Source organism: Kluyvera genomosp. 2 (assembly GCF_036759865.1).
GTDB classification, from domain to species: Bacteria; Pseudomonadota; Gammaproteobacteria; order Enterobacterales; family Enterobacteriaceae; genus Kluyvera; species Kluyvera ascorbata_B.
Genome location: NZ_JAPKIA010000017.1, coordinates 1 through 23,308 on the forward strand (window position 1 = coordinate 1; position 23,308 = coordinate 23,308).

General features: G+C 57.2%; 19 protein-coding genes. 9 read left to right on the forward strand and 10 right to left on the reverse strand.

Annotation, left to right across the window (positions count from 1 at the left end):
* Positions 1 to 232: 232 nt before the first annotated feature.
* Positions 233 to 1,645, reverse strand: a complete 1,413-nt coding sequence (locus tag V6942_RS17820; RefSeq protein ID WP_333501590.1) for a PLP-dependent aminotransferase family protein — start codon at positions 1,643 to 1,645, stop codon at positions 233 to 235.
* 178 nt (positions 1,646 to 1,823) lie between these two features.
* On the opposite strand from V6942_RS17820, the gene V6942_RS17825 reads away from it, so the two are divergent.
* Positions 1,824 to 1,988: a DUF1127 domain-containing protein gene (locus V6942_RS17825; protein ID WP_072011371.1), complete on the forward strand. Its 165-nt coding sequence runs from the start codon at positions 1,824 to 1,826 to the stop codon at positions 1,986 to 1,988.
* Positions 1,989 to 2,028: 40 nt separating this feature from the next.
* Here V6942_RS17825 and V6942_RS17830 read toward each other — a convergent pair whose 3' ends face one another.
* Together V6942_RS17830 and V6942_RS17835 are read right to left on the reverse strand one after the other, a co-directional pair.
* The gene (locus V6942_RS17830; protein WP_333501591.1) at positions 2,029 to 2,670 is read right to left on the reverse strand and encodes a LysE family translocator; all 642 of its coding nucleotides are present in this window, start codon (positions 2,668 to 2,670) and stop codon (positions 2,029 to 2,031) included.
* Positions 2,671 to 2,717: 47 nt separating this feature from the next.
* Complete coding sequence (locus V6942_RS17835) at positions 2,718 to 3,461, reverse strand: AraC family transcriptional regulator (RefSeq protein WP_333501592.1); 744 nt, start codon at positions 3,459 to 3,461, stop codon at positions 2,718 to 2,720.
* Positions 3,462 to 3,683: 222 nt separating this feature from the next.
* Here V6942_RS17835 and V6942_RS17840 point away from each other — a divergent pair, with 222 nt between their 5' ends.
* Both V6942_RS17840 and V6942_RS17845 read left to right on the forward strand, forming a co-directional pair.
* Positions 3,684 to 6,224, forward strand: coding sequence for a penicillin G acylase (locus V6942_RS17840; RefSeq protein ID WP_333501593.1), 2,541 nt, complete (start codon positions 3,684 to 3,686; stop codon positions 6,222 to 6,224).
* A gap of 137 nt (positions 6,225 to 6,361) precedes the next feature.
* The gene (locus V6942_RS17845; RefSeq protein ID WP_333501594.1) at positions 6,362 to 7,732 is read left to right on the forward strand and encodes an NAD-dependent succinate-semialdehyde dehydrogenase; all 1,371 of its coding nucleotides are present in this window, start codon (positions 6,362 to 6,364) and stop codon (positions 7,730 to 7,732) included.
* Between the two features lie 55 nt (positions 7,733 to 7,787).
* Here the strand turns inward: V6942_RS17845 and V6942_RS17850 are convergent, their stop codons facing one another.
* The 4 genes from V6942_RS17850 to btsT form a co-directional block, all read right to left on the reverse strand.
* The gene (locus tag V6942_RS17850; RefSeq protein WP_035893376.1) at positions 7,788 to 8,333 is read right to left on the reverse strand and encodes a YfaZ family outer membrane protein; all 546 of its coding nucleotides are present in this window, start codon (positions 8,331 to 8,333) and stop codon (positions 7,788 to 7,790) included.
* Between the two features lie 363 nt (positions 8,334 to 8,696).
* Positions 8,697 to 9,650 carry a GTPase gene (gene yjiA / locus V6942_RS17855; RefSeq protein ID WP_035893374.1) on the reverse strand — a complete coding sequence of 318 codons (954 nt, stop codon included), beginning with the start codon at positions 9,648 to 9,650 and terminating at the stop codon, positions 8,697 to 8,699.
* A 10-nt stretch (positions 9,651 to 9,660) separates the two neighbouring features.
* Entirely contained in the window at positions 9,661 to 9,864 is a 204-nt protein-coding gene (locus tag V6942_RS17860) for a YbdD/YjiX family protein (protein WP_035893372.1), read from the reverse strand.
* 108 nt (positions 9,865 to 9,972) lie between these two features.
* Positions 9,973 to 12,123 carry a pyruvate/proton symporter BtsT gene (btsT, locus tag V6942_RS17865; protein ID WP_035893371.1) on the reverse strand — a complete coding sequence of 717 codons (2,151 nt, stop codon included), beginning with the start codon at positions 12,121 to 12,123 and terminating at the stop codon, positions 9,973 to 9,975.
* A gap of 422 nt (positions 12,124 to 12,545) precedes the next feature.
* Between btsT and V6942_RS17870 the strand changes: the two genes are divergently transcribed.
* Genes V6942_RS17870 through V6942_RS17880 form a run of 3 tightly spaced genes read left to right on the forward strand, consistent with a single transcriptional unit; the run spans position 12,546 to position 17,107 of the window.
* Complete coding sequence (locus V6942_RS17870) at positions 12,546 to 13,835, forward strand: ABC transporter substrate-binding protein (protein WP_333501595.1); 1,290 nt, start codon at positions 12,546 to 12,548, stop codon at positions 13,833 to 13,835.
* Between the two features lie 11 nt (positions 13,836 to 13,846).
* Positions 13,847 to 14,929: a glycoside hydrolase family 88/105 protein gene (locus V6942_RS17875; protein ID WP_182929525.1), complete on the forward strand. Its 1,083-nt coding sequence runs from the start codon at positions 13,847 to 13,849 to the stop codon at positions 14,927 to 14,929.
* Between the two features lie 15 nt (positions 14,930 to 14,944).
* Positions 14,945 to 17,107 (forward strand): glycosyl hydrolase family 28 protein, encoded by a 2,163-nt coding sequence (locus tag V6942_RS17880; protein ID WP_333501596.1) that lies wholly within the window; start codon positions 14,945 to 14,947, stop codon positions 17,105 to 17,107.
* On the opposite strand, the gene V6942_RS17885 is transcribed toward V6942_RS17880, so the two are convergent.
* Positions 17,104 to 18,021 carry a GntR family transcriptional regulator gene (locus V6942_RS17885; protein ID WP_333501597.1) on the reverse strand — a complete coding sequence of 306 codons (918 nt, stop codon included), beginning with the start codon at positions 18,019 to 18,021 and terminating at the stop codon, positions 17,104 to 17,106. The genes V6942_RS17880 and V6942_RS17885 overlap by 4 nt on opposite strands.
* A 145-nt stretch (positions 18,022 to 18,166) precedes the next feature.
* Between V6942_RS17885 and V6942_RS17890 the strand changes: the two genes are divergently transcribed.
* From V6942_RS17890 to tsr, 3 genes are all read left to right on the forward strand, one after another.
* A complete protein-coding gene (locus V6942_RS17890) occupies positions 18,167 to 19,210 on the forward strand; it encodes a zinc-binding alcohol dehydrogenase family protein (RefSeq protein ID WP_106930495.1) in 1,044 nt (347 codons plus the stop codon).
* A gap of 86 nt (positions 19,211 to 19,296) precedes the next feature.
* On the forward strand, positions 19,297 to 20,313 hold the full coding sequence (locus V6942_RS17895; protein WP_182929522.1) for an Ldh family oxidoreductase: 1,017 nt from the start codon (positions 19,297 to 19,299) through the stop codon (positions 20,311 to 20,313).
* 273 nt (positions 20,314 to 20,586) lie between these two features.
* A complete protein-coding gene (gene tsr / locus V6942_RS17900) occupies positions 20,587 to 22,251 on the forward strand; it encodes a methyl-accepting chemotaxis protein (RefSeq protein WP_182929521.1) in 1,665 nt (554 codons plus the stop codon).
* A gap of 25 nt (positions 22,252 to 22,276) precedes the next feature.
* Here the strand turns inward: tsr and V6942_RS17905 are convergent, their stop codons facing one another.
* Positions 22,277 to 22,792: a GNAT family N-acetyltransferase gene (locus tag V6942_RS17905; RefSeq protein WP_182929520.1), complete on the reverse strand. Its 516-nt coding sequence runs from the start codon at positions 22,790 to 22,792 to the stop codon at positions 22,277 to 22,279.
* Positions 22,793 to 22,831: 39 nt separating this feature from the next.
* Entirely contained in the window at positions 22,832 to 23,308 is a 477-nt protein-coding gene (locus tag V6942_RS17910) for a FidL-like protein (protein WP_182966293.1), read from the reverse strand.

A 23,308-nucleotide genomic window follows, 5' to 3' on the forward strand; every position in this document is an offset into this window, starting at 1 on the left:
CGGATGAATATGATGATCTCATATCAGGAACTTGTTCGCACCTTCCCTAGATTTTGTGGATCCTGTACCATTTTTATATCCCTGATAAACGGATGTCATGAAAAAATCATTCGGTGGATGATAGTACAATGACAAAGAAAAAAGTGATCCGTTACACCCATTATTTTCAAAAAAGTCTTAAGTTTCGTAGCATTATGGCAATGTGTTATCAACGATGGGCGGTGGATTAATCTCACTCCATCGCCACCTTCACCGCCGTCCCTAACTGCACCATCACCTCGCGGTGCTTGTCGATCGGCGGCAGCGCGCAGTTGATCCGCAAGCAGTTCCGGTACTTCCCCGATGCCGAAAACAGCGATCCCGGCGCCACCTGGATTTTCATCCGGCACAGCTGCTTCGCCACGCACACCATATCTACCTGCTCAGGCAGTTCCACCCACAGCATAAAGCCGCCGGTGGGACGGGTCACACAGATCCCGCAGGGGAAAAACTCGCGCAGCCAGCAGGTGTAGATCTCCATATTGCGCTGGTAGATCTGCCGCATCCGTCGTACGTGGCGGTGGTAGTGGCCTTCACGGATAAAGTTCGAGGCGGCCAGCTGGGTCGACGGCACGTTGGTGCCGCTGGCGGCGTATTTCATTTGCAGCAGCTTGTCGTAGTAGCGGCCCGGTGCTATCCAGCCAATGCGCAGGCCGGGGGCGATGGTTTTGGTAAACGAGCTGCACAGCATCACCCGGCCGTCGATATCCCATGAGTGGATGGTGCGCGGGCGCGGGTAGTCGGTGGCCAGTTCGCCGTAAATATCGTCTTCAAAAATCACGATATCGTAGCGCTGGGCGAGGCTCAGCACCGCGCGCTTGCGGGTGTCGGGCATGATAAAGCCCTGCGGGTTGTTGCAGTTGGGGACGAGGATCACCCCTTTGATCGGCCACTGATCCAGTGCCAGCTCCAGCGCTTCGATGCTGATCCCAGTGTTGGGATCGGTCGGGATCTCTATGGCCTTCAGCCCTAAGCCGCGCAGCAGCTGCATGGTGCCGTAATAAGTCGGGGATTCCACGGCGATAATATCGCCAGGCTGGCATACCGACAGCAGCGCCAGCGACAGCGCGCTGTGGCAGCCGCTGGTGATGATCAGATCGTTGGCGGTGACCACCGATCCGCCGTCGAGCATCAGGCGGGCGATCTGTTCGCGCAGTTCGCGACGGCCGGCCAGTTCATCGTAGCTCAGCACGTCGACGATATTATGCTGTATTACCCGGCTCATCTCGCGCCACAGTGGTTTAAGCGTGGGCTGGGTGACGTCCGGCGAGCCGCCGCCAAAGGGGATGATTGATTTGTCATTGCGAGCGTCGAGCATGTTCAGTACCTGATCCCACTGGGTGATCTCCACCGGGCGCTGTACCGGGCGCGACATCGGCGGCACCGGCGGCTGGGCTTTCTGCGGCGCGACGAAGTAGCCGGAGCGCGGCTGCGGGGTGATCAGCTGGCGCTGTTCCAGCGTCTGATAAGCCTGCTGTACGGTGCTGATGCTGACGCCGTGCTCCTGGCTCAGGCTGCGCACGGAGGGCAGCTTTTCGCCGTGGCGATACAGCCCTTGTTCAATTCGCTCGGCCAGCAGGTTGGCCAGATGTTGGTAACGCGTCATTGCTGTATCCCCAGTGATCGCCATACAGATGAGAAAACCAGTACAGTCAGGCGATAAAAACCGCACGCAGATATCGTTTTAGCGAATCTGTATGTTAAAGAAAAGTATTTTTTGAATCTGTATTGCAGGACCGGAAATCCGCGAAGATAAAGCCTCTGGCAAGGTGAGGAGGCAAAGTATGGAATTTCACGAGAACCGGGCAAAACAGCCGTTTATCGGCTTTGTGCAACTGTGGCGCTTTATGAAAAAATGGTGGCATTTGCAGCAAACACGTCGTGTATTGCGGCGAATGAGCGATGAGCAGTTGAAAGACGTTGGGCTGCGCCGTGATGAAGTGGGTTAAAAATACGGGCGACGTGCCTGACACGTCGCCCGCCCGCGTTTTAGCTCAACATAAATTGCCATAAGATCCAGCCGCCGAAGCCGATCAATATGCCGCCAGCCGCCCGTTCAATTTTCCAGACCAGATTACCGAGCCGTCGCTGAACCTGCGGCAGCGCGATCAGTACGATCAACAGCAGATCCCAAAGCAGCACGACGCCGGTCATCCAGACTCCGCATACGGCCTGCTGTACCAGTGTGACATCCGGGCCGAGCAGCGCCGTCATCAGCGCCAGATAGAACAGCGCATTTTTCGGATTCAGCAGTGAAGAGCCCAGCCCCAGCAGCAGCTGTCGGGTGAGCGAGGGCAGCGCCGATGCGGTATGTTGCCACTCCTGTGTTCCGGCGCGGCTATTCAGCAGCTGGCGGCCCACCCAAAGCAGGTACGCGGCGCCCATCAGTTCGATACCGGTGAAGAGCAGCGGTGCCTGGCGCAGCAGCCCGGAGCCAATAACGACCAGCAGAATGTAGAACCCGTTTCCTGCCGCAATGCCAAGGCAAACGCCCACGCTGCCGCGCAGTCGAAAGCGTAGCGCGTAGCCTACCAACAGAAAGAAGTCCGGCCCCGGGCTGAGCAGCGCCATAAAGTGCGCGAGTGCCAGTGCGGGAAACGCGGGAGGGAAGAGTGTGGTGACCTGTTCCATAGCGACCTCAATAAAAAGCGTGAGGTCAGCGTAGGCCTGAAGAGGCGTTAATTATTGTCTGATATTGATCTACCCAGCGCGTACTGACGCGGCGTGGCGGCCGTGTAGCTGACGAAGGTTTTGTGGAAATGGCTCTGGTCGGCGAAGCCGCTCTGGTAGGCGACGTCAGCGATATCGTCTCCGGCACGCAGCCGCGCTTTGGCGTACTCCACGCGCGAGTTGTTAAGAAAGCTGCCGGGTGTCAGGCCGGTATCCTGCTTGAACGTCCGGATTAAGGTCTCTTTACGCAGCGAGAAACGTGCGGCGAACGCATCAAGGGAGGGGGGAGAGACGGGGTTTGCCAGTAGCGCCTGCTGCAGATGTTGGCTGGTGGAACGCAGTTTTTCATTAACGCCAGTTCGCAGGGAAAGAGCGGATAACAGCGTGGTCAGCGCGTCGGCGGACATCTGCTCAACGACGGTGAGATACAGGCTGAACAGCGCATCGTTGCGAATGACCTGCCGGGCTAATGGCAGCGGCGTGTCGATATAGAGCATATGGTAGCTGCGCGGCTTTCCTTGTATCGGGTTGCAGCTGTGCGGCGCGTTGGCGGGGATAACGATAAGGTCGCCGGGTGACAAAAGATACTCCTGCCCGTCACAGACGCAGCGCGTTCCACCTTCGAGAATCGCCCCTATCGAGAGCTGCGGGTGACTGTGGCGCTTATAGGCCTGCGTGCTCTGCCAGGTGCTGCGTCGTTCAAGCCCCGGCAGTCGGGCGAAGGTCTGATGAATATCGCGTGGTGTGGTCATTCGCTTCCCCCGGCGGTTTTTTATTTTTATACCACATTAGGGGAAGGTGGGTGGAGATGTGTGAAAAATAAACGATTCGCTTTAGATCACATTAACGAATTTAATGTATCAAATAACTGGTATCAGACTCACAGTTCACGCTGAAATCATTCGCCTCATATAGATAAGTGTTGCTTCACAGCTAGTATCAACTCGCTAATCATACACCTGCAAGAGGATACAATGAAAAATACAAATCGTATGATCGTGAACTGTGTTGCTGCTTCCCTGATGTGTTCCTGGAGCCTTTCCGCGTTGGCGGCAGGTGCCCAGACCGAGGTCAAGATTGTTCGCGATGAATACGGCATGCCGCATATTTACGCCGATGATACCTATCGGCTGTTTTACGGCTATGGCTACGTGGTGGCGCAGGATCGCCTGTTCCAGATGGAGATGGCGCGGCGCAGCACGCAGGGCACGGTCTCTGAAGTCCTCGGCAAGTCGTTCGTCAGTTTTGATAAGGGGATTCGCCAGAACTACTGGCCGGATTCTATCCGGGCGCAAATTGCGGCGCTAGCACCGGAGGATAAGTCCATCCTTCAAGGCTATGCCGACGGCATGAACGCCTGGATTGATAAAGTGAACGCCAACCCCGGCACGCTGCTGCCAAAACAGTTTTCCACCTTTGGTTTTGCACCACAGCACTGGCAGCCTTTTGATGTAGCTATGGTTTTTGTCGGCACGATGGCGAACCGATTCTCTGACAGTACCAGCGAAATTGATAACCTGGCGCTGCTGACGGCGCTAAAAGACAAATACGGTAAACAGCGAGGTATGGCGGTCTTTGACCAGCTAAAATGGCTGGTTAACCCTTCCGCGCCAACGACCATTTCCGCTAAGGAGAGCCACTATCCGCTCAAGTTTGACCTTAACAATACGCAAACGGCGGCCTTGCTCCCGCGCTACGACCTGCCAGCACCGATGCTCGACCGGCCGGCAAAAGGCGCAGACGGCGCACTGCTGGCGCTGACGGCGGGACAAAACCGGGAAACCATCGCCGCGCAGTTTGCGCAGAGCGGGGCCAACGGGCTGGCGGGCTACCCAACGACCAGCAATATGTGGGTAATTGGTAAAAACAAAGCGCAGGATGCAAAAGCTATTATGGTCAACGGCCCGCAGTTCGGCTGGTACGCGCCTGCTTATACCTACGGCATTGGCCTGCACGGCGCGGGCTACGACGTCACCGGCAATACGCCGTTTGCTTATCCTGGTTTGGTGTTTGGTCACAACGGCACGATTTCTTGGGGTTCTACCGCTGGTTTCGGCGATGATGTCGACATATTTGCCGAAAAATTGTCGAAAGATAAGCCGGGCTATTACCAGCATAACGGTCAGTGGGTGAAAATGCTCAGCCGCGAAGAGACCATTAAGGTCAAAGACGGCCAGCCCGAGACCTTCACCGTCTGGCGCACTCTGCACGGTAATGTGATGAAAACCGACCCAGCCACACAAACGGCTTACGCCAAGGCGCGCGCGTGGGAAGGCAAAGAGGTGGCATCGCTGCTGGCGTGGACTCACCAGATGAAAGCCAAAAACTGGCAGGAGTGGACGCAGCAGGCGGCAAAACAGGCGCTGACCATCAACTGGTACTACGCCGACGTGAACGGCAATATCGGCTACGTGCATACCGGTGCGTATCCTGACCGCCAGCCGGGACACGACCCGCGTCTGCCGGTGCCCGGCACCGGAAAGTGGGACTGGAAGGGGCTGCTCTCTTTTGATTTGAACCCGAAAGTGTATAACCCGCAGTCGGGCTATATCGCCAACTGGAACAACTCACCGCAAAAAGATTATCCGGCATCCGATCTGTTTGCCTTCCTGTGGGGCGGCGCGGATCGCGTGACCGAGATTAACCGCATTCTTGATAAGCAACCGCGCTTTACCGCCGATCAGGCCTGGGATGTGATCCGCAAAACCAGCCGTCAGGATCTGAACCTGCGGCTCTTCCTGCCGACGCTCAAGGACGCGACGGCGGGCCTGCCGGTGAGCGACCCGCGTCGCCAACTGGTGGATAAACTAACCGGCTGGGATGGCAGCAACCTGCTCAACGAAGGCGGTAAAACCTATCAGCAGCCGGGCTCGGCGATTCTCAACGCCTGGCTGACCAGTATGCTGAAACGCACGGTTGTGACGGCGGTACCGAAGCCGTTCGGTGACTGGTACAGCGCCAGCGGCTATGAGACGACGCAGGACGGGCCAACCGGCTCGCTGAACATCAGCGTAGGGGCGAAGATCCTTTACGAAGCGCTGCAGGGCGAGAAGTCGCCGATTCCGCAGGCGGTCGATCTGTTTGGCGGAAAACCGCAGCACGAGGTGGTGCTGGCGGCGCTGGACGATGCCTGGCAGACGCTGTCAAAGCGCTACGGCAACGACCTGAACGGCTGGAAAACGCCGGCGATGGCGCTGACCTTCCGGGCCAATAACTTCTTCGGCGTGCCGCAGGCGGCGGCGGATGAAGCGCGTCATCAGGCGGAATACCAGAACCGCGGCACGGAAAATGACATGATCGTGTTCTCGCCGTCGGCCAGCAAAAGCCCGGTGCTTGCCTGGGACGTGGTTGCGCCGGGTCAAAGCGGGTTTATTGCCCCGGACGGCAAGGCGGATAAGCACTATGACGATCAGCTAAAAATGTACGAAACCTTCGGGCGTAAATCGCTGTGGTTAACGCCGCAAGAGGTGGAGTCGCATAAGGAATCGCAGGAAGTGTTACAGGTGAAGTGGTAATTTTTCCCTGTCATCCCCCGTTTTGTCCGGCGGGGGATGCCTATTCGGAAACCTCCGTTTATACCCAACTTTACGTCCGCAGCCAGCCAGATTGACTACCCTTAATACCCTAAGCGGTAAAAACAAGGAGATTCACGATGGCTTACCAGACAGTTAATCCTGCCACTAACCAGCTTATCAAAGCATACCCTTCTCATACCGACGCGGACGTTGAAGCGGCGCTGAAAGCGGCCGATGCGCTCTACCATTCCGACTGGGCAAAAGGGGATATCGACCAGCGCCTGCCGGTACTCCACAAATTAGCCGATTTGATAGATGCCCGCGTTGAGGAGCTGGCGAAGATTGCCAGCCAGGAGATGGGCAAACTGATCGCCCAAAGTCGCGGCGAGGTGAAACTATGCGCGCAAATTGCCCGCTACTATGCCGACAACGCGAAGCAGTTTCTCGCGCCGGTGAAGTACAAATCCGAGCTCGGCGAGGCCTGGGTTGAACACCATCCTATCGGCGTGCTAATGGCCGTTGAGCCGTGGAATTTCCCTTATTACCAGCTGATGCGCGTGCTGGCCCCGAACCTGGCAGCAGGTAACCCGGTGCTGGCGAAGCATGCCAGCATTGTGCCGCACTGCGCAGAGGTCTTTGCGCACCTGGTGCGTGAAGCGGGCGCACCGGAAGGGGCGTGGGCGAACCTGTACATCTCGCAGGATCAGGTGGCCAACATTATTGCCGACGACCGCGTGCAGGGTGCAGCGCTGACCGGTTCTGAAAAGGCGGGCAGCGTGGTGGCGGCACAGGCGGCGAAGCACATTAAGAAATCGACCCTTGAGCTGGGCGGTAACGATGTCTTCGTGGTGCTGGACGATGCCAACCTCGATAAAGCGGTGAAAATCGGCGTCAATGCCCGCCTGAACAACGCCGGGCAGGTCTGTACCGCGGCAAAACGTTTTGTGCTGCATGAGAAAATTGCCGATGCTTTCCTGAGCAAGTTTACTGAGGCGTTTAAGCAGGCAAAAATTGGCGACCCGCTGGATGAAAGCACCACGCTTGGCCCGCTGTCGTCAAAAGACGCGCTGGAGACGCTGACCAAACAGGTCAATGAAGCAGTGAAAAACGGCGCGAAGCTACATCTCGGCGGTAAGCCGGTGCAGCGTGACGGCAGTTTCTTCGAGCCCACCATCCTGACCCACATTTCCCGCGATAACCCGGCGTATTTCGAAGAGTTCTTCGGCCCTGTCGCGCAGATTTACGTGGTGAAGAGCGATGATGAAGCGGTAGCTCTGGCCAATGATTCCCACTACGGGCTGGGCGGCGCGGTCTTTAGCCCGGATATTGAACGGGCGAAGAAAATGGCCTCGCGCATTGAGACCGGGATGGTGTACATCAACTGGCTCACCGATACCGCGGCTGAACTCCCGTTTGGCGGCGTGAAGCGTTCCGGCTACGGGCGCGAGCTGTCGGATCTGGGGATCAAAGAGTTTGTGAACCAGAAGCTGGTGGTAGTGCGCCAATAGCGGCAGCCATAAAAAAACCTGCCATCTGGCAGGTTTTTTTGGGAAGTGGGTAACGTTAGAAGTTTACGCCGCCGCCAATGTAAGCGCCGTCAATCAGCGTGTGGTTTGGACGGCCGTCTTTGCCGTCAACGCTGACGTGGCGATAGCCCACTTTCAGCGTGACCAGTGAAATTGGCGACCAGCTTACGCCACCGTTGGCTTCAACGTAGTTTTTCACGCTGTTGTTCAGGCCTTCCGGCGCGGCATAGCCTTCGCCAAATACGCGGATGCTGTCGGTCAGGGCTACGCTAACGCCGCCGCCGATAGGGAACGCCACGCCGTTATCGCCTTTTTTCGGGCCGATGTAGATAGCTTTCGCGCCTGCGTTCAGCATCACTGGGCCGACTTCCAGGTTATAGCCTGCGCCCACGCCGCCGGTCTGGGTGCCGTCGTCGGTGTTTTTCAGCCAGTTGCTTTCTGCGTACAGGCCAGATGAGGATTTACCCATTTCCAGATTCAGGTTGGTAAAGTTTTTACCCTGCTCAAGGCTACCGCCCATCGCCAGTGCGGAACCGGATACGGCGGTCAGAGCGGAAAGGAGCAGGATATTAAGCTTTTTCATGGTTTATTCCTCGTCATAAAATTAATCTGAGGACACCTTAACAAGTGGATTTTACTTCTGCAAATGTGACTCATGTCGATTTTTAATACTGGAATTGTAGTGGGCATGGTATTTTTTTGTTGCTTGTCTGTTTGTTTTTACCTGCGTCAATAATTAGCGTTTTGACGTTTAGCGCCCGTTTAGTTTTTGGCTAAACGTACCTTGAACAGAGCGGGGGATATTGGTTGGCAGTGAATTAATTGTCTTTCTAATAGTTTCCAAAAATATTCCAATTGTCATGAATAAAAATGGATATTTACATTTCTACGCATTTAATTACCCCCTTCCGGGCGGAGGGGGGCGTGATTCAGGCAGGGCTACGGGTTATTTTTTCAGGCTGGCGAATGCCGCGCGAATTTCTGCTTCCGGCAGTTGAATGCCAATAAACACCAGTGTGCTGTGCGGCGCTTCATCGCCCCACGGCCTGTCCCAGTCGGCGCTGTACAGACGCTGTACGCCCTGGAAGAGCAGGCGGTTCGGTTCGCCGTCAATCCACAGCATCCCTTTGTAGCGCAGTAGCTTGTCAGCAAAGTCCAGCAGCAGGTTTTCCATCACCCGGGAGACGTCGCTGATATCCACCGGGTAATCCAGTTCGACCACAATCGACGACACGTCGTTTTGCTGGTCGGCCATAAAGTGGAAGCGCGGCTTCGAGGTCACGTTCTCTTCCAGCATAAAGCCGTTGGTGTTGAACAGCAGATTCAGGTCGATATCGCCGTGGGTGACGGTGTAAATCGGCGCGCGGGCGTTGATGCGAGCCAGACGCTCGCGCAGCTTTTCGGCCTCACCGGCGACGTCGGTTTTGGTCAGCAAAATACGGTCGGCGTAGCCAACCTGCGACTGGGCGATGGTGAACTGGTTCATCTGCTCGTCGGCGTGCACCGCGTCGACCAGCGCAATTACGCCGTCCAGCAGATAGCGTTCACACAGCACCTCGTGGGAGAAAAAGGTCTGGATGATGGGGCCGGGGTCGGCCATGCCGGTGCATTCAATCACCAGGCGGTCGAAACTGATGTTGCCCTGGTCGAGATTATCGAGCAGGTCTAACAGCGCGTCTTCCAGTTCGTTAGAGCGGGTGCAGCAGATGCAGCCGTTGGTCAGGGTTTTAATCTGCGTGGCGCGGTCGCCAATCAGCTGATCGTCGACGGAGACTTCGCCGAATTCGTTTTCAATCACGGCAATTTTAAAGCCGTGCTGTTCGTTGAGGATATGGCGCAGCAGGGTGGTTTTGCCCGCGCCGAGGAAACCGGTAAGTAGGGTAACTGCAATCGGTGCCATGATGTCTCCTTTAACAGCAGCGCATGCCGCCTTTTCCATCGCCGCCGTAGCGCGCCTGCTGGCGCTCGCGGAAGAACTCTTCGTAGGTCATGTACGGTTTATCCGGATGGTTGGTCTGCATATGTTCGACGTAGTTGTCGTAATCCGGAATGCCAATCAGCATTTTTGCCGCCTGACCGAGGTATTTTTTTGCCTGACCTAAGTTACCAAACATTGTCTCATCCAGATATGAATAAAGCCGGATGGCGGCTAGCGCCTTATCCGGCCTACACTAATGCACTTTTTGTAGGCCGGATAAGCGCAGCGCCATCCGGCATAGAGGTTAGTGATGTGAAGAGGTCTTCACGCCGCCTTCCGGTACCGGCACATACGGCGTTTCTTTGTCGGTACGTTTATCGCTATTGCGCACCTGCATCCAGGTTTTGAAACCGTAGAAGATGATGCTGTACACCACCACAAGGAACAGAATACTCAGGCCTGCGTTGGTGTAGTTGTTGATAACGATGTGGTTCATGTTGGCAATCTGCTGTGCAGTCAGTTCACCACCAGCAGCAATCTTCTCTTTGTACTGGCTAGCCATGAAGAAGAAGCCTTCCATCTGCGGGTTGGTGCTGAACAGTTTCAGGCCCAGCGCCCAGGTGGTGCAGATCAGCAGCCATACTGCCGGAATGATGGTCACCCACACGTACTTGCTGCGTTTCATCTTCACGAGGATGACGGTGCCGAGCACCAGCGCCACGGCGGCCAGCATCTGGTTAGAAATACCGAACAGCGGCCACAGGCTCTTCACGCCGCCCAGTGGGTCGACTACGCCTTGATACAGCAGATAACCCCACAGACCGACACAGCCCGCCGTCGCAACCACGCCAGCGACCAGCGAGTCGGTTTTCTTCAGGAACGGCACGAAGTTACCGAGCAAATCTTGCAGCATAAAGCGGCCCGCACGGGTACCGGCGTCCAGCGCGGTGAGGATGAACAGCGCTTCGAACAGAATACCGAAGTGGTACCAGAAGCCCATATCCGCCCACGGCAGCACTTTGTGGAACACGTGCGCAATACCGACAGCCAGGGTTGGCGCGCCGCCTGCGCGGTTCAATACGGAAGGCTCGCCGATATCTTTCGCGGTTTGCAGGATCTGCTCTGGCGAAATCACGAAGCCCCAGGAGCTGACGGTGGCAGCAGCGTGAATGGTCACATCTTTTAGCTGTGCGGCAATCAGCGCCGCGTTCTCGCCGCCCATTTCATGCAGGTTTGGCATGGTGATGCCAAGGCCCGCCGGAGGCGTGTTCATCGCGAAGTAGAGGCCCGGTTCGATGATAGATGCCGCAACCAGCGCCATAATCGCCACGAAGGATTCCATCAGCATCGCGCCATAACCAATCAGGCGCGCATCGTTTTCGTTCGCCAGCAGCTTCGGCGTGGTGCCGGAGGAGATCAGCGCGTGGAAGCCAGAAACGGCGCCACAGGCGATGGTGATAAACAGGAACGGGAACAGCGCGCCTTTCCACAGTGGACCGGTACCGTCGATGTACTGGGTCACGGCTGGCATTTTCAGATCCGGGTTGAGGATCACGATGCCGAGCGCTAGGCCAACGATAACGCCGATTTTCAGGAAGGTCGCGAGGTAGTCGCGTGGTGCCAGAATCAGCCATACCGGCAGCAGGGCAGAGATAAAGGCGTAGCCAATCAGCGCGAAGGTGATGGTGGTGTCTTTAAAGGTCAGCGCCGGGCCCCAGTACGGGTCGTGGGCAATCACGCCGCCGAAGTAGATAGAGGCGACCAGCAGCACGATACCCATCACCGACACTTCGCCGACGCGGCCCGGGCGGATAAAGCGCATGTAGATACCCATAAACAGCGCAATCGGCACGGTTGAGCAGACGGTGAAGACGCCCCACGGGCTTTCTGCCAGGGCTTTCACCACGATCAGCGCCAGCACCGCCAGGATGATTATCATAATCAGGAAGCAGCCGAACAGGGCAATGGAGCCCGGCACGCGGCCCATCTCTTCTTTGACCATTTCGCCCAGCGACGAACCGTTACGGCGCGTGGAAATAAACAGCACCATAAAGTCCTGCACCGCGCCCGCGAGCACCACGCCCGCCAGCAGCCAGAGCGTACCCGGCAGGTAGCCCATCTGCGCGGCCAGCACCGGCCCAACCAGCGGGCCGGCACCGGCGATAGCGGCGAAGTGGTGGCCGAACAGCACGTAGCGGTTGGTCGGCACGTAGTTCAGGCCATCGTTGTTAATGACCGCCGGCGTTGCGCGCGTGGGGTCGAGCTTCATCACCTTCTGGGCGATGTACAGGCTGTAGTAGCGATAGGCCACCAGATAAACAGAAACCGACGCCACGACGATCCACAGGGCACTGACGTGCTCACCGCGGCGTAAGGCGACGACCGAGAGGCAAAACGCACCGATGATTCCGAGAATCACCCAGGGTATGTGCTTGAATAGCTTTTTCGTATCCATAGTAAAACCTGGTTTTTTTAAGATTAATAATCAGCCGAAGCTGCCGTTGTTTTTTGCGTTTGGGGATTGAGGAGGTATTGATTCTGATGATGAGTTTGTCAGAGATACGCGCGCGTAAAGTTGGGTAAATGCGTGAGCGGTTGAAAGTGAGGGCTAAGCGGTTGCTTTTCGCGGTAAGCGGTTGGACAACCTTTGTTCGACGGCAAAATATGTGATTGAGATCGCAAGTTTTTTTCCTGTTGCCGTTTCTCTGCGCACAACTACGTATGATTAAAAACCAATAAAAAACACTATTGTCACTAATTGATCACAACTCAGCGTGATGACCCTCTCCCCGCCGCCGCGTTTTCCCGACTATTGGCTCAACCCGGCCGGTGAGCCATGCAGCCTGCCGACCTGTATCCATAAAAAGGATGAACACAATGAAAAATATGCGGCTAAAAGCACTTTGTTTGGTTCTGGGAGCGGGCATGTTGTGGCCAGCGGTGGGGCAATCCGCCACGGAATTACGCATGTCGTGGTGGGGTGGCAACCAGCGCCATCAGGCCACCACTGAGGCGATTAAAGCCTTCGAAGCGCAAAACCCGGACGTTAAAATCAATACCGAGCCCAGCGGCTGGGACGGCTATTTATCCCGCCTGAGCACCCAACTGGCGGGCAATACCGAACCGGACGTGATGCAGATTAACTGGAACTGGCTGGTGATGTTCTCGAAGAACGGCGACGGGTTTTACGATATTAACCGCCAGTCGGCGAATATCGACCTCAGCCAGTTCTCCAGCCAGGGCAAGCAACTGGTGACGATGAACGGCAAGCTGAACGGTGTGCCGGTGGCGATGACCGGGCGTTCGATGTACTACAACCCGGAACTGTGGAAAAAAGCGGGCGTTGCCTACCCGCAGACCTGGGAACAGATGATTGCCGCCGGTCCGGCGTTTAAAAATACGCTGGGAGACGACTACTACCCGTTTATCCTCGCTAATCATGACACCACCATCATGACGTTTCTGAACTCTTATATGGTGCAGAAATACAACATCCCGATGATCGACCCGCAGAAAAAAGCCTTTACCTACAGCCGCGAACAGTGGCTGGACTATTTCGGCATGTACAAAAAGCTGGTGGATAACCATGTTATTCCTTCCATGAAATATCTCTCGGCCTTCGGCAAAGCCAACGCCTGGGAAATTAAACCATGGCTGGACCGCAAAATCGGCGGCGTCCACACCTGGAGCACCGACGGTACCTTTGCCGGTAGCCTGCGCGCGCCTGCGCATCTGGAAGTGGGGCCGTATCCGATGCTGCCAGGGGCAACCGATGCGGGCATCTTCTTTAAACCGGCGATGATGTTCTCCATCGGTAAAAACAGCAAACACCCGGAACTGGCGGCGAAGCTGATTAACTTCCTGCTCAACGACCCACAGGGGATTAAAGCCATGGGCCTCCAGCGCGGCGTGCCGCTGAGCGCCGAGGCGGTAAAAGTCCTGCAACAGGACGGCGTGCTGGATAACAGCCAGATCCAGGTGCAGGGGCTGGCGCAGGTAGACCAGCTGATGGGCAAAATTGAGCCGTCGCCGTGGTTTGAAAACCCACAGCTGTTGTCCTACTTCCTCGATGCGGTTCAGCGCTATGACTACGGGCAGCTCACCCTTGAACAACTGGCCGATGAATTTCCCCAGCGCGCGCAGCGCGTCCTGAAAAAGATCATGTAATTGAGGTGGTTATGTCGCAATTATTAAAAGAGTCGATTTTAAGCAAGCTGGATACGCTGTTTAATGAAGTGATTGTGGTGCGCACCAACGACGCTGAGCTAAAAAAACAGAAGGTTATCGCTTCTGACCTGTCGATTGAAAACTGGGACTGGTCGCAGGGGGTGGGCATTTACGGCATCTGGCGTCTGTATCAGATTACCCGCGAGCCGCGTTACCTCGATTACCTGAACGGCTGGTTCTCCCGGCGGATGGCTGAAGGGCTGCCGGAGAAAAACATCAACCGCATGGCGCCGATGCTGACCGCCACCTGCATGGCGGCGGAACTCGGCGAAACCGGCTGGCTGACGGATATCGCCGACTACGCCGACTGGATCGACACGCGTCTGCTGCGCACCCAGGAAAACGGCTACACCCACTGCACCAGCGATCATCTCAACGAAGAGCAGCTGTGGGTCGATACGCTGTTTATGAGCGGCCTGTTCCACGCCCGCGCGTCACAGCTGCTCAATAAACCGCACTACATGGACGATGTGGCGTATCAATTCTTACTGCACATCAAATATCTCGTCGACCGCCGTAGCGGACTGTGGATGCACGGCTGGAGCTTTATCGAACGCAACAACTACGGCGCGGCGCTGTGGGGGCGGGGTAACGGCTGGGCGGCGGTGGGCAGCGTCGATTTTCTCGAGATGGCGAATGCCGATAACGCCAATACGCGCTTTATCCGCGAAGCATTTGTCCGCCAGATGCAGGCGGCGGTGCACTACCAGCATAACAACGGGATGTGGTCGACGTTAATCGATCACCCTGAAAGCTATCAGGAAGCGTCGGGTACCGCCGGGCTGACCTACGCGCTGCTGAAAGGCGCGCGGCTGGGGCTGCTGGACAACCGCTGCCGTGATGCGGGGTGGGCGGGCATCCAGGCGCTGATTGCACGGATTAACGATCAAGGGGAAGTGGCTGACGTGTCGGCTGGCACATCGGTAGGACGCGACCTCCAGCACTATCTGGATATCCGCGTTCGTCAGCGCGCCTACGGGCAGTCGCTGGCCATGCTGGCGCTAGGGGAAGCGCTTGCCCATCTAAACGGATAACTTAAGGACAAGGTCATGACGACAAACCCCAGCGCGGTGCTGAGCGTCGAGGAAGAGCAAAAAATTCTGGCGCGGATCCACGATCCGCGTATTCCTTCAGCCGAGGTGAACGTGCGCGATTTTGGCGCCGTCGGCGACGGCGTCACGCTGGACACCCAGGCAATTCAGCGGGCGATCGCTCATCTCCACCGCCAGGGCGGCGGCAGAGTGGTGGTGCCAGCCGGTCGCTATCTTACCGGCTCACTGGCGCTGCTCAGCAATATAAACCTGCATCTGGATAGCCCACAGAGCGTGCTGCTGTTCACGACCGAGACCACCGAAGCGCACTACCCGCTGGCTTTCGGCCACTGGGAGTGCTCGCCGCTGTGGAACTACCGGGCGCTGATTTATGCCTGCGATGCGCAGAATATTGCGCTGACCGGGCGGGGCGTGCTGGACGGTCAGGCCAGCGACAGCGTCTGGTGGCACTGGACGCATCAGATTGAGCACGCCTGGTCGACCTCCGCCCGCAACCTGCAGCGCCCCGCCAGCCTGCGTCTGCGCGAAATGAACCTCAACGGCGTGCCGGTCGCCGAGCGCCGTTTTGGCGACGGCCACTACCTGCGGCCGATGTTTATTCAGACCCTGCGCTGTGAGAACGTCCTGCTGGAAGGCGTTACGCTGCGCAATTCGCCGATGTGGCAGGTGAACCCGGTCCTGTGCCGCAACGTTACCGTCCGGCGCATGACGCTGCGCTCCCACGGCCACAATAACGACGGCGTCGACCCGGAAAGCTGCTGCGATGTATTAATTGAAGATAACCTGTTTGACTCCGGTGATGACTGCATCGCCATTAAGTCCGGGCGCGATCGCGACGGCCGTGAGGCCAATATTCCCTGTGAGAACATCATCATCCGCCATAACCGTTTTGCCGATGGCCACGGCGGCATTGCGTTAGGCAGCGAGATGAGCGGCGGTATCCGCAACGTGTTCGCCGTGGGCAATGAATTTGATAGCCCGGCGCTGACTTACCCGCTGCGCCTCAAAGCTAACGCCCTGCGCGGCGGGGTGATTGAAAACGTCTGGCTGCGCCACTCGCGGGTGAAGCGGGTGCGCGATGCGGTGGTCCACGCCACCATGAACTATGCCGAGGGCGTTTACGGCAGCCATCTGCCGCGTTTTCGCAATATCGTGGTTGAAGATCTGGAAGCGAGCGGCGGCGAATACGGCCTGTTTATCGAAGGGCTGGCACAGTCGCCAATTGAAGGGCTGGTGCTGAAGGATATTCGCATCACCGACGTTGAGCATCCGCTGCACGCCGCCCACTGGGGCAGCGGCGTGAAGATGGAAAATGTCACCATTAACGGGCTGGCCTATCCGCGCCCGGTGCAGCTGTTTATTCGCGGGCTACCGCAGGTGGGCGACTATCTACGGGCGATTGCGCAGCTGCCGGGCAATGACGATGCGGTCCTGCGCTATTCGTGGTGGCTGGGAAAAACGGCGGAAGGGCCAATGACGCCGCTGGGCGAGGGCGATATTCTGGCGCTCACGCCGACGATGGCCGGGCGTTTTGTACGCTGTCGGGTAAACCACGGAGAGATGAGCCTGCTGAGTAAGCCGTGGCTGATTCAGCCGGAGGGCAGCATCGATCTGGCGAGCAGCCATTCGGTTAATGCCGGTATTTTGCGCGCGCGCGGGGTGATCGAAGAGAAAGGCGGCGCGGAATGTATTACCCGCTTTGAGCTGGCGCAGATGATCATTCGCCTGTGGGGATTGCAGTATCAGCCGTCGAATGGGGTCGTCATCCAGGATATTGCGCCGGATTCCGTCTGGTATCCGGGCATTGCCGCCCTGATTCAGCGCGGCATGATGGCGCTGGTGCAGGGGAAATTCCTGCCCGACCGCCCGATGCGTCGCGAAGAGGCGGCGACGGTGGCCATGATGAGCTGCGGCGTGTCGTACCGTAACGCCTCCACGATGCTGCAATCGACCTTTACCGACGGGCGCATTCTGCGCGATATCTACCTTACCAATGCTCAGCGCGCGGTGGCCTTTGGTTTTATGCGCTGCGATGAGGAAGGCCGCTTCCGCCCACGCCGCTATCTGCGCCGCCACGAGGCGCTGGAGATGCTGCTGGCGATTGGCCACTTTATGGGCGATCAGGATGCACAGCAGCGGCAGGTGAAGCCGTTGCGTTAGTGGGAGCGGCGGCGGGCAGTTTGATCGATCGAACGGATCATCGACTGCTTCGCCGTCATTAAATGGTTGCGCAGCGCCAGGGTGGCGTCGATCTCGTTACGACAGATCAGCGCTGTCAGGATCATCATGTGTTCATCAATGGCGATAATATTGCGCTGTTTAAGATCGCTTTCATCCCACTGATAGTGGAAGTGGAAAATAACCGAGATAATTTCCAGTGACTGATTAAAAAATATATTGTTGGCGGCCGAAAGCAATAAGGCATGAAAATCCCGGTCAAGCTGGGAGAATGTTTTTACGTTGTCACCAATACGATCTCTTAATTGCCGATGGTGCTCCAGTAATGTTTTTGCCTGTAGCCAGCGAGGGTCGCCGTCGGGTAAATTAAGAAAGCGCTGAAGGGCGTGTAATTCCAGCATTTCGCGTAATTCAAAAAGCTGCTCGGCGTAGGGGCGGTCAAATTCTTTCATGCGCCAAAGACCGCGCTTTTCGCTGACGATAAGATTATAGCGACCAAATTTCAGCAAATATTCTCTGGCTGCTACCGGGCTGACGCCGGCCATTTTTGCCAGGGCAATTTCGCTCATCACTTCCCCGGCCTTTAGCTGCCGCTGGTTAATCATTGAAAAAAATGCCTGTTCAAAAATCTGCGTCTGTTCTTCGAGCGGCGCCTGGGTGCACTCAAAGCCGTCCAGCGCATCAGGTTTGCGTAGCACGATGTAATCTTTGCCAATTTTCTCCAGCACGCCGCGCTGCTGCAGGTGGGTGAGAATGTGCCTGACGGTGGTGCGGCTGATGTTAAACATCTCGCCCAGCGCCGACTGCACCGGCAGCGGAGAAGGAATATGACCGCGGGCGATACCATCGATAATCTGATTCACCACGCTACGACGTAAATTCTGCGAACGGCTCATGCTGCATCCTCCTGATAATGATTAAAAACGAATTTAAAACCTATTTCTGCGTTGGCATTCACAAGAATTTGTTGCACTGATACGGAATTACCGCGAAATCCACAATAACAAGGAGAACATAAAAGGAGAAGCCCCAATGATTATTATGAAAACGTTAGTTTGTCAGCAACCCGGAGAATGGGCGTGGCAGTCGCGGAATATTCCAAAACCACAAAAAGATGAGGTGTTAATAAAAATAAAAACGGTCGGAATATGCGGTACGGATATCCATGCGTGGGGAGGCAAACAGCCTTTTTTCAGCTACCCGCGGGTATTAGGCCATGAAATTTGTGGCGATATTGTTGAGGTGGGGAGCGCCGTTCAGACATGGCGGGTTGGCCAGCAGGTGGCGGTAATCCCCTACGTAGCCTGTCATACCTGTAGCGCCTGCCAGAGTGGACGCGACAACTGCTGTGAAAATATCGCGGTGATCGGCGTGCATCGTGACGGTGGTTTTAGCGAGTTTCTGTGTGTACCGCAGCAAAACATCCTGTTGGCGGAAGGCATTGCGCCGGAGGCCGTGGCGCTAATTGAACCGTTTGCCATCAGCGCTCATGCGGTGCGCAGAGCAGCGGTGCAGGCGGGCGACGAAGTGCTGGTGGTTGGCGCGGGGCCAATTGGCCTGGGCGCAGCGGCGATTGCCAAAGCCGAAGGCGCGCGGGTGGCGGTGGCGGATGTCAGCAGCGATCGGCGCGCACACGTGGCGGCGCAGTTGGATCTTCCGACGCTCGATCCGCTGGCGGCGGATTTTGACGCCCGGCTACGCGCTTTGTTTGGCGGCAATCTGGCGCACAAGATCGTGGATGCCACGGGCAGCCCGCAGTCGATGAATCGCGCGGTGGATCTGATCCGCCACGGCGGCAGCATCGTATTTGTCGGCCTGTTTAAAGGCGACCTGCAGTTTTCCGATCCGGAGTTTCATAAAAAAGAGACCACCCTGATGGGCAGCCGCAATGCCACCGCTGAAGATTTTGTTCGCGTCGGCGAGCTGATGCGCAGCGGCGCGCTGAGTGCTGAGATGCTGCTGACCCATCGGTTGCGCTTTAGCGAACTGGGTAGCACCTTTGAGCGTGACGTCATCAATAATCCACGGCTGATTAAAGGCGTGATAGAGTTTGCGCAGAACATCGACGGCGCCTCTGGAAATTAATGTGATTTAAATCACTACGTTAACCAAGTAAAACCTGCGCCTCCGTCTACGCTTTATGCCAGTACAACAATAATACGGAGATTTACATGACAACGGTCAACATCGCACTCAACGACGCTTACACGCTGGCCTTCGAGGTCCTGCGCGCCAACGGTTTTTCACAGCCTCACGCCGACGCCATTGCGCGCAACGTGACGGCGGGCGAACGCGACGGCTGTGCATCGCACGGCCTGTGGCGTCTGCTGGGGATTGTCGAAACCCTGCGCAAAGGCAAAGTGTCGCCGGACGCTGAGCCGACCATCGTCGATCAGGCTCCGGCGATTGTGAAAGCCGACGCCCACGGCGCCTATTCGCTGTGCGCTTATGAACAGGCGCTGCCGCTGTTGATTGAGAAGGCGCGCCACTGCGGCATTGCGGCGCTGGCGATCAACCGTTGCGTGCATTTCTCCGCGCTGTTTGCCGACGTGGAACCGCTGACCGAGGTCGGGCTGGTGGGCTATGCGTGCACGCCAAGCCACGCATGGGTGGCCCCGGCGGGGGGCACGCAGCCGCTGTTTGGTACCAACCCGATTGCCTTCGGCTGGCCGCGCGGCGACAAGCCGCCGTTTATTTTTGATATGGCGACCAGCGCGGCGGCGCGCGGTGAAATTCAGCTGCATCAGCGGGCGGGTAAGTCGATTCCTGAGGGCTGGGGGATTGATAGCAACGGCCAGCCGACCACCGATCCTCAGGCGGTGCTCGACGGTGCGATGCTGACCTTCGGCGGCCACAAAGGGTCGGCACTGGCGGCGATGGTGGAACTGTTCGCCGGGCCGCTGATTGGCGATATGACCAGCGCCGAATCGCTGGCGTGGGACAACGGCGCGGGCGGTCTGCCTTACGGCGGCGAGCTGATTCTGGCGCTGGACCCACAGCGCTTCCTGGGCGCGCAGGCCGAGGCGCATCTGGCGCGCGCCGAAACGCTGTTCAGCGGCATGCAGGCGCAGGGTGCACGACTGCCGGGCGAGCGTCGCTATCAGGCGCGTCAGCAAAGCGAGCAGCAGGGGCTGGAACTTTCCCGCAGTCTGTACGATGAGATTTGCGCGCTGGCTGAATCCATGTAGGCCGGATAAGGCAACGCCGCCATCCGGCAATGTGCGCGGTGATGCCTGATGGCGCTTTGCTCATCTGGCCTACGGGATATTCGACGTACGGGGCCATGCAGGCCGGATAAGGCAATGCCGCCATCCGGCAATGTGCGCGGTGGCGCCTGATGGCGCTTTGCTCATCTGGCCTACGGATTATCCTGAGGCCATGGTGCGTTAATAGTCACATTTTCTATAAAGTTTTTCCTTTCCCCGCCGAAAATTCGTTATTCGTCTGGAGGAAAGAGAAACATGTTAAAACGTATCAAAATTGTCACCAGCCTCGTGCTGGTTTTGGTGTTATTTGGCTTGTTGCAAATGGTATCAGGGGGCCTGTTCTTTAACTCGTTGAAGCACGACAAAGAGAACTTCACTATCTTGCAAACGGTGCGTCAGCAGCAGTCCGGGCTGAACGGCAGCTGGGTTGCGCTACTGCAAACCCGTAATACCCTGAACCGCGCAGGGATTCGTTACATGATGGATCAGAACAACATTGGCAGCGGTGCTACCGTCGCCGAGCTGATGCAGATTGCCACGAAGTCTCTGGCGGATGCGGAAAAACGCTGGGCTGAGTATGAAGCGATGCCGCGCGATCCGCGTCAAAGCGAAGCGGCGGCGCTGGAAATTCAGCGCAACTACGACATTTACCACGGCGCGCTGGCCGAGCTGATTAAGCTGCTCGGTGCGGGCAAAATCAACGACTTCTTCGACCAGCCGACGCAGGGTTATCAGGATGGCTTTGAGAAAGCCTACGTTAACTACCTGCAGCAGAACGACAGCCTGTACGATCTGGCGGTGAATGACAGCAATGCGTCGTATACCCAAGCGCTGTGGATCCTCTTTAGCGTGATGATCGCGGTGCTGGCGGTGATCGTCAGCGTGTGGCTGGGCGTGCGCAAAACGCTTATCGCGCCACTGAATCGTTTAATCGACAGCATTCGCCATATTGCCGGGGGCGATCTGGTGAAGCGTATTGACGTGGAAAGCGACAACGAAATGGGCCAGCTGGCGCATTCGTTGCGTCATATGCAGGGCGAGCTGGCGCGCACCGTTGGTGAAGTCCGTCAGGGTGCCGATGCGATTTATAGCGGTGCCAGCGAAATCGCGATGGGCAATAACGATCTCTCTTCGCGTACCGAACAGCAGGCGGCCTCCCTTGAGGAGACGGCGGCCAGCATGGAAGAGCTGACCGCTACCGTGAAGCAGAACGCCGAAAACGCCCGTCAGGCCAGCCATCTGGCGCTGAGCGCGTCAGAAACCGCGCAGAAGGGCGGTAAAGTGGTGGATAACGTGGTGCAAACCATGCGTGATATCACCGCCAGTTCGCAGAAAATTGCCGACATTATCAGCGTGATTGACGGTATTGCCTTCCAGACCAACATCCTGGCGCTGAACGCCGCTGTCGAAGCCGCGCGTGCGGGTGAACAGGGCCGCGGGTTTGCGGTCGTGGCGGGCGAAGTGCGTAACCTGGCGCAGCGTAGCGCCCAGGCGGCGCGCGAGATTAAGAGCCTGATTGAAGACTCGGTTAACCGTGTCGATCTCGGTTCGACGCTGGTGGAAAGCGCCGGTGAAACCATGGATGAGATCGTGAATGCAGTCACCCGCGTGACCGATATTATGGGGGAAATCGCCTCGGCGTCCGATGAGCAGAGCCGCGGTATCGACCAGGTCGGTCTGGCGGTGGCAGAGATGGACCGCGTCACTCAGCAGAACGCCTCGCTGGTGGAAGAGTCCGCTGCTGCTGCGGCGGCGCTGGAAGAGCAGGCCAGCCGCCTGACTCAGGCGGTGGCGGTATTCCGCATTCAGCAGAGCCAGGCTAACGCCGGGCGCGAATCGGCCAGCGCGGCAGCGCCAGCGCCGGTGATGCTGCGCAAAGCGGCGGCCACCGACAGCGGTGAAAACTGGGAAACGTTCTGATATTTTCGCACCCTTAACGGGCGCGTTAACCTAGCGTCAGGCGCATGGCGCAGCGTGATTCATACGCCATACCGTGCGCCGCTTCTTCTGCCAGCGTCATCCTCAGCGATGGGCTGAGCGTCTCGTCCGCCAGAAATTCAAATCCCTGCTTCGCATACCACGGCCCGTTCCACGGCACCGTGCGAAAGGTGGTCAACGTCAGCGCACGAAAGCCTTTTTCTCGCGCTTGGGCAATCACATAGTCCATTAATCGGCGGCCAAGGCCGCGCCCCTGCCACGCCTGATGCAGCGAAAATTCAACGATAAACAGAACGTTACCCTGCGCCTGAGCCAGCAAAAATCCCACCGGGCGATCGTCGACCAGCGCTAGCCAGCTTGTGCCTGCGTCAACGTATTCACGATGGCGCTCGGCCGAGATGACCGGGCCTTCTGCCAGCCAGGCCAGTTCGGGTACCTGCCGAAAGCGCTGCCCGGCGGCGCGTTCAATGGCAGGTAGGGCGGTAATCTCCGCCGGGGCGGTCGGGCGAAAGGTGTATATCATCGGCCGAGTATAGCCTGCGCGCTCATACCGATGCGACGGTTAACGGGTGCACACCAGAATCGGTGAATAGAAATTGCTGATAACGATGGCGTCGTCCGGAGTTTTGCGAATGTTCAGCAGCCGCTTTTGCCCGGAGGTGATGCCGAGCGCGTATTGTTCAAAAATGCCTGCCGGGACATTGTCATGGCCAAATTTTTCGACCTGTTTAATGTGCAGCTGGTAAAACATTTCATGTACGTGCTGCCAGTCAAAGCTCTCCTGGCGCGAGACTTTCCAGTTCTGGCCGTTAGTCACGACGTCGCCGTTGACGTTGAAATAGCCCGTACCGTCCGGCGTGAAGTGCATGACCACCATGCCTTCGAAGGTGAAATGATTATCCTGGTTGCTGTCTTTGTAGGTCAGGCTGCCCTGGCAGGTCATGGAAAGACGCGTGCTCTGGTCAATCCACAGCAGGGTGCCCAGGATCAACAGGGCATTCAGGGCAATGACGCAAAGAAGTCTTTTTTTCTGTTTCAC

Coding starts and splice junctions, on each gene's coding strand:
- V6942_RS17870 (WP_333501595.1), top strand. CDS start 12,546: ATGAAAAATATGCGGCTAAAAGCACTTTGTTTGGTTCTGGGAGCGGGC.
- tsr (WP_182929521.1), top strand. CDS start 20,587: ATGTTAAAACGTATCAAAATTGTCACCAGCCTCGTGCTGGTTTTGGTG.
- V6942_RS17825 (WP_072011371.1), top strand. CDS start 1,824: ATGGAATTTCACGAGAACCGGGCAAAACAGCCGTTTATCGGCTTTGTG.
- V6942_RS17905 (WP_182929520.1), bottom strand. CDS start 22,792: ATGATATACACCTTTCGCCCGACCGCCCCGGCGGAGATTACCGCCCTA.
- V6942_RS17895 (WP_182929522.1), top strand. CDS start 19,297: ATGACAACGGTCAACATCGCACTCAACGACGCTTACACGCTGGCCTTC.
- btsT (WP_035893371.1), bottom strand. CDS start 12,123: ATGGATACGAAAAAGCTATTCAAGCACATACCCTGGGTGATTCTCGGA.
- V6942_RS17890 (WP_106930495.1), top strand. CDS start 18,167: ATGAAAACGTTAGTTTGTCAGCAACCCGGAGAATGGGCGTGGCAGTCG.
- V6942_RS17830 (WP_333501591.1), bottom strand. CDS start 2,670: ATGGAACAGGTCACCACACTCTTCCCTCCCGCGTTTCCCGCACTGGCA.
- V6942_RS17835 (WP_333501592.1), bottom strand. CDS start 3,461: ATGACCACACCACGCGATATTCATCAGACCTTCGCCCGACTGCCGGGG.
- V6942_RS17875 (WP_182929525.1), top strand. CDS start 13,847: ATGTCGCAATTATTAAAAGAGTCGATTTTAAGCAAGCTGGATACGCTG.
- V6942_RS17880 (WP_333501596.1), top strand. CDS start 14,945: ATGACGACAAACCCCAGCGCGGTGCTGAGCGTCGAGGAAGAGCAAAAA.
- V6942_RS17885 (WP_333501597.1), bottom strand. CDS start 18,021: ATGAGCCGTTCGCAGAATTTACGTCGTAGCGTGGTGAATCAGATTATC.
- V6942_RS17840 (WP_333501593.1), top strand. CDS start 3,684: ATGAAAAATACAAATCGTATGATCGTGAACTGTGTTGCTGCTTCCCTG.
- V6942_RS17845 (WP_333501594.1), top strand. CDS start 6,362: ATGGCTTACCAGACAGTTAATCCTGCCACTAACCAGCTTATCAAAGCA.
- V6942_RS17860 (WP_035893372.1), bottom strand. CDS start 9,864: ATGTTTGGTAACTTAGGTCAGGCAAAAAAATACCTCGGTCAGGCGGCA.
- V6942_RS17820 (WP_333501590.1), bottom strand. CDS start 1,645: ATGACGCGTTACCAACATCTGGCCAACCTGCTGGCCGAGCGAATTGAA.
- V6942_RS17850 (WP_035893376.1), bottom strand. CDS start 8,333: ATGAAAAAGCTTAATATCCTGCTCCTTTCCGCTCTGACCGCCGTATCC.
- yjiA (WP_035893374.1), bottom strand. CDS start 9,650: ATGGCACCGATTGCAGTTACCCTACTTACCGGTTTCCTCGGCGCGGGC.